The following is a 5,666-nucleotide window of genomic DNA, read 5'->3' on the forward strand; positions in this document are numbered from 1 at the left end:
CTTTTTTTGAAATACATCCTATAAATCGCGAATCCAATTACTGCAACTATAATATATGGAACTGCCATAAGAAAAACAATTCCATCATTTACCGCTTCTACTCTCGTTTTATTGCCTTCACTTTCTAAAGAAGCACGACACATGGCGCATTGTGAAAAAGAGGCAATAGGCATTAGGCAATAGGCAATAAGCAAAAGTTTAAAGCTAGTGACTTTTGGCTTTTGACTTTTGGCTTTAGTTTGCATAGTATGGCGAAATCATTAAATATACCACAACTCCAGTTACGGCAACATACAACCATAAAGGAAAAGTAATTTTTGCAAGCTTTCTATGTTTGTCAAATTGAGCTGCTAATGCTCTTACATAGGTAATCAATACCAAAGGAATAATTACTATTGATAAAGCAATATGACTAAGCAAAATAAATAAATACAAATAGCGTATTGAACCTGCATTTGCTTTTTCAGTTACATCTAAAATTTTATTTCCATCAACATCTCCATAAACTGTAGAATCTGCTGTCATGTGATAGGCCACATACATTACCAAAAAAACTACTGAACAGGCAATTGCCATTGTCATGAATCTTTCGTGCACTTTTTTATTTCCGTTTTTTATTGCCATTACACCCATTAGTAAAAGTAAGGCAGTAAGCCCGTTTATGGAAGCATAAATTGGCGGTAAAAAAGATAGTGGCTCTACCTCTATGCCAAAATCTTTTAGCTTCACGGTAAATAAGATAGCTACAGCTATCGGTATTACTATTGAAACTATAATTATTGAAAGTCTAAATCTTTGTTCTAACGTTTTTTTATTTGAATTATTCATTTAATAGTTTTTTAATGTCTTCTGTAATTGCTTTTACACCTTTTTTATCTAAACCATCATAGTATAAAATTGGGTTCCCAAATTTATCTTTTCTACAACGTATATTTCCTTTTTTATCAATTAAAGCAAAAAAACCTGAGTGTTCAAAACCTCCATTCACATTCTTATCTTCGCCGGCATAGAGATTAAATCCTTTGTTGGCAATGTTAAAAATATAGTCTTTATCTCCGGTTAAAAAATGCCAATTAGACGATTTCACACCAAGAATTTTAGCATGCTCTTTCATTACTTTTGGGGTGTCGTGTTCCGGGTCTATAGAGATTGAGGCTATTCCGAAATTTGGATTTCCAAAAAAATTATTTTGAATATCAATCATATTTCTATTCATTATAGGGCAAATAGAAGGGCAGGTTGTGAAGAAAAATTCTACCACATATACTTTACCTAAATAGGTTTTGTTGCTAACCATTATTTCGTTTTGGTCGGTTAATTCAAATTTTGGAACCGGACCAATTGTAACCAAACCTGTTTCCCCTTTTTTGTGATTGGAAACAGCATCGAGTCTATCGCCTTGTACTACTGTATCACTTTTTATTCTGTTAATAATTTTCGGAATAAAGATGATACCAAAGACCAAAACAACAAATGATAATCCGATATATGATTTATTTTTCATCTAAATTCTATAGTCCTTTGGAAGCATTATTGTTTTTTTTAAGCGCGGCACGATATTCATAAATGATGATTTTCATATCGTCCATCATCTTATTATAGAGCTCCGAAACCAAAACGGTGCTGTAGCCTTCTTTGTACTCAGGCGTCCCTTTTTGATCTTCTCCTTTTCTGCCTCTTAAGTTTCTTTTTTTGTCGATGATAAAAACATTTGGGGTTGCCAATGTATTATCAAGTTTTCCGACCAATTGAAGTTTGTTATAGAAAGTAGTAATTTCATTTGGGGAAGCAAAAACAAAATTCCATCCTTTGTGGGTACCTAATTTCTGTATATCTATTTTTAGTAACTCTTCAACCTGGCTTTGTGTTCCGTCAGGTAATACCATTACTACTTGAAAATCTTTAAAATCTTTATATTTATCATAGATGGTTTCATAAAGGTTAAAAAAATTGCCTTTATGTTTCATTACATCAGTCCCAATAAAGCCTAGGATAGTAATTTTATTTGTTAATCCTACTGGCTTATTGTCTAAAGATTTCCAAGTTTTTACTTCCGGAACATTTTTGGTAATGATTGGTAACGAAATAAAACTATTTACTCCTGATGCAAAGAAAAGATAAGCAACTATGGGTAAAACAAATAATATAAAAAGGACAATATTTTTTTTCATTAGAACTATGGAAAATGAATGTACAAAAATAAAAAAATCCCGCCTTGTATGATAACTCGACGGGACATTTTTTTGAATTAATATAGTGTTAAAAATTCCACTTAATAGTGCTATTTTTAAAAACCTCGAAAACGTAATCTGCTTCAACAAGAAGTATAAATAATAAATATAATACAAGGAAAATAACAGTCGCTACAACCGACCAGCGCAAACTACTTTTTTCACCTTCCATGTGCATGAAGGCCCAAACAATATAGTATGCTTTATAAAGTGTTAATAAAATAAATACCCAGTTTAATAGGTTCATGCTTAAAAAATTATTCATGAATAAAAAACTCGGTCTAATAATTCCTAAATACACCTCAACTGTAGTTACTACAGACAAAAGTGCAAAAACCATCCAGATTCTTTTTGTATTTGATACGTGCTCGTGTGCGTGTGACATAATATAAATTTTCTAAAGAATTAAACTAAGTAGAAGAATGTAAATACGAATACCCAAACTAAATCGACAAAGTGCCAATAAAGTCCAACTTTTTCGACCATTTCATAGGTTCTTCTTTTCTCATAGGTACCTAAAACTACATTTAAGAAAATAATGAAGTTGATAACAACTCCTGAGAATACGTGGAAACCATGGAAACCTGTGATAAAAAAGAAGAAATCGGCAAATAATTTACTTCCGTACTCATTGTGTTTCAAGTTAGCTCCTTCAACAACAGCAGCTCCATTAGCTACCATAATTTCAGACTCTGCTCTGTTTAAAATTTCTCTTTTTTTGTTTTGATTTAAACCTGGCTCAAGCTTTTTGTTTGCTCTATCTTCAGCAGTACCTCTGTAAATTTTTTCTGTTCGAATTAACAATTCTGGATGAGCTTTAAAACTCGCTTGTACTTCAGCAACAGTATAAGTTGGAATTGATTCTTCATCTTTCATGAACCATATACCCTTATCTCTTGTTAAAGCTTCTCTTTGCCCAGGAAGATGCTCAACAAAATCAGCTAATTTAACTCTTTCGCCTTCTTTGTTTACGAATTGTATGATGCTTCCTCCTTTGGTTTCAACAGCACCAAATTCTCCCTTGATAAAATTTTTCCATTCCCAGGCTTGCGAGCCTACGAAGATTAAACCTCCAAGAATAGTTAAAAGCATATAAAATGCTACCTTTTTTTGTTTCATATTATGGCCAGCATCAACAGCTAAAACCATTGTTACAGAGGAAAAAATAAGGATAAAAGTCATTAATGCCACATAGTACATAGGTGCTTCTACACCATGTAAAAAAGGAAAGTGTGTAAACACCTCATCGGCAATTGGCCAATTATCAATAAATTTAAATCTTGAAAAACCATACGCAGCAAGAAAACCAGAGAAAGTTAAAGCATCAGAAACGATGAAAAACCACATCATCAATTTGCCATAACTTGCACCCATTGGCTCATTTCCGCCACCCCAAGTGTTTTCAGTATTATTTTCAGAAGTAACTGTAGCTCCCATAAAAGTTATAAGTTAAAAAGTTCCCAAATTTAGATTTTTTTTCTTATTTAAAGAAATATAAAAATAAAAACAAACAAGCCCATAAGAAATCAAGAAAGTGCCAATACATTGCACCTAGCTCAATTCCAAGCGTTTGACTTGAATTGTATTTTTGTTTAAAATGATTATAAATTATGATTAAAAGCGAAATTAATCCTCCGGCAAGATGCGCGAGGTGGACAGTAGCAATTACGTATAGAAAAGTTGAGGCAATATTACTCTCCGGACCAGTAAAAAAATGGCCGCTATCCATCAATTGTCCAAAGCCTTTAAATTGAAAAAACACAAAGGAAATTCCCAAGGCTAAAGTCAGTAAAAGATAATTAGTCGTCAATAATCTATTATCCTTCTGTATCGCTTTTTTGGCCAAATGGAAAGTTATGCTACACAAAATAATCACTAGTGTGCTAAAGTAAAAAGCGTTTGGCAACTGAAAATTCTTCATCCAATCTTCCCTCGATTTACTAACCACAAAAGCACTTACTATTCCGGCAAACATCATCGTCATGCTTCCCATGGCAAACAACAATAATAGTTTTGCTGATCTTGCATTTCTTTCTTTTTCTTCTTGGGCAGTCATTTTCATAAGTAACTATCTTAAAAATTTATCCATAATATAAACCAATTGCAACAAAGATATATAAGAAACACTAACCAACATTAATGTTCGGGCTGCTTTTGAAGTTCTGTCCTGATATAATTTCACTGCGTAAAAAATCATCCAAAGGCCAAGCAAAAATACGATTACTGCAGCAATTGGCGAAATAAATAATCTTCCTGTATAACCCAAGCATGGCAACATAGAAGCTACTAACAACCAAACACAATATAATATGGTTTGCAAAGCAGTTGATGTGTCTTTTTTTCCGGTTGGCAGCATAAAGAATCCTGCTTTTTGATAGTCATCAAACAAAAACCAGCCAATGGACCAAAAATGAGGAAACTGCCAAAAGAATTGTATTAAGAAAAGTGTTCCGGCTTCAATACCAAAATTATTTGTAGCTGCAACCCAACCCAGCATAAATGGAATCGCGCCGGGAAATGCACCCACAAAAACCGAAAGCGGTGTGTATTGTTTTAACGGTGTATAAACACTCGTGTATAAAAAAATAGAAATCGCACCAAACATGGCCGACTTTGGATTAATATTATACAATAAAATCAATCCTACAATTGTTAGTAAACTGGCAATAAACAGCGCTTTGTTTGGAGACATTCTACCTGAGGCTACCGGACGGTTTTTGGTTCTGTCCATTAATGCGTCAAGATCTTTTTCTATTACCTGATTAAAGGCATTGGAAGCGCCAACCATACAATAACCTCCAACGGCCAACATCAATAAGGTCGTAACTTTTAAATCGTGAAAATCGAGTACGCCAAGCAAATATCCTGCAATTGAAGAAAACACCACACTAACAGCTAAACCTGCTTTGGTGATTTCTTTAAAATCAATCGCAATTTGTTTGAAGGAAAATGTAGAAGTGGTAGCGTTCATCAATGATTTAAAAACTGGCGCAAAGGTACTTTATAGAAAACGATTTGGCAAAAAAAGAATTCATTTTATTCCAATAAAAAAACCATCAAATTGATGGATTTTGTTTCTATTTATTCAACTAATTAATAATCAAAATACCAATTAAAGATATCACATCTTAGTCCAACTGAGAACCAAGTCGTACTTTCTTTAATGGCAGTTGTAGTTTCGGTTGCTGGGTTAAAGTTTCTGTAAATAAAACTACCAAACAGTTTCATATTCGACGAAGGATTTATCAAATAACCTGCTTGCAAATCTGCGATAAAAATACTGGTTTTGTTTCCTTGTCCAATGTTTACACCTGTATCGAAAGGTCTGCCATCGTTATAACTCAAATAAATATTGCTTCCGTAATTAAAATTGTCTGTTCCATTATTAAAATCCAGTCCGCGTTCCCCAAAAGTAACTTTAGCATCGGCAAAATA

Annotated in this window: 8 protein-coding genes and 1 pseudogene; all 9 read right to left on the reverse strand. The window is 33.3% G+C overall.

The genetic code is table 11. From position 1 onward, the window contains the following. The coding region (locus ACOYLP_RS10250) for a hypothetical protein (RefSeq protein ID WP_422856076.1) at positions 1-245 on the reverse strand (245 nt) is incomplete at its 3' end. Next, positions 235-828: a DUF420 domain-containing protein gene (locus tag ACOYLP_RS10255; protein WP_422856077.1), complete on the reverse strand. Its 594-nt coding sequence runs from the start codon at positions 826-828 to the stop codon at positions 235-237. The genes ACOYLP_RS10250 and ACOYLP_RS10255, both read right to left, overlap by 11 nt. After that, positions 821-1,504 carry an SCO family protein gene (locus ACOYLP_RS10260; RefSeq protein WP_422856078.1) on the reverse strand — a complete coding sequence of 228 codons (684 nt, stop codon included), beginning with the start codon at positions 1,502-1,504 and terminating at the stop codon, positions 821-823. Before ACOYLP_RS10260 ends, ACOYLP_RS10255 begins: the two co-directional genes overlap by 8 nt. 7 nt (positions 1,505-1,511) lie before the next feature. Next, on the reverse strand, positions 1,512-2,171 hold the full coding sequence (locus ACOYLP_RS10265) for a hypothetical protein (protein ID WP_422856079.1): 660 nt from the start codon (positions 2,169-2,171) through the stop codon (positions 1,512-1,514). Between the two features lie 88 nt (positions 2,172-2,259). Next, positions 2,260-2,616, reverse strand: a complete 357-nt coding sequence (locus ACOYLP_RS10270) for a cytochrome C oxidase subunit IV family protein (protein ID WP_422856080.1) — start codon at positions 2,614-2,616, stop codon at positions 2,260-2,262. A gap of 20 nt (positions 2,617-2,636) precedes the next feature. Further along, positions 2,637-3,668: a cytochrome c oxidase subunit 3 gene (locus ACOYLP_RS10275; RefSeq protein ID WP_422856081.1), complete on the reverse strand. Its 1,032-nt coding sequence runs from the start codon at positions 3,666-3,668 to the stop codon at positions 2,637-2,639. Between the two features lie 43 nt (positions 3,669-3,711). Next, complete coding sequence (locus ACOYLP_RS10280; protein WP_422856082.1) at positions 3,712-4,293, reverse strand: cytochrome c oxidase subunit 3; 582 nt, start codon at positions 4,291-4,293, stop codon at positions 3,712-3,714. A 6-nt stretch (positions 4,294-4,299) separates the two neighbouring features. Next, positions 4,300-5,202, reverse strand: a complete 903-nt coding sequence (gene cyoE, locus ACOYLP_RS10285; protein ID WP_422856083.1) for a heme o synthase — start codon at positions 5,200-5,202, stop codon at positions 4,300-4,302. 122 nt (positions 5,203-5,324) lie between these two features. Beyond that, positions 5,325-5,666: pseudogene (locus ACOYLP_RS10290) on the reverse strand (gliding motility protein RemB); the annotation flags it as partial.

The organism is Flavobacterium sp. (assembly GCF_049318325.1).
Classification (GTDB): domain Bacteria; phylum Bacteroidota; class Bacteroidia; order Flavobacteriales; family Flavobacteriaceae; genus Flavobacterium.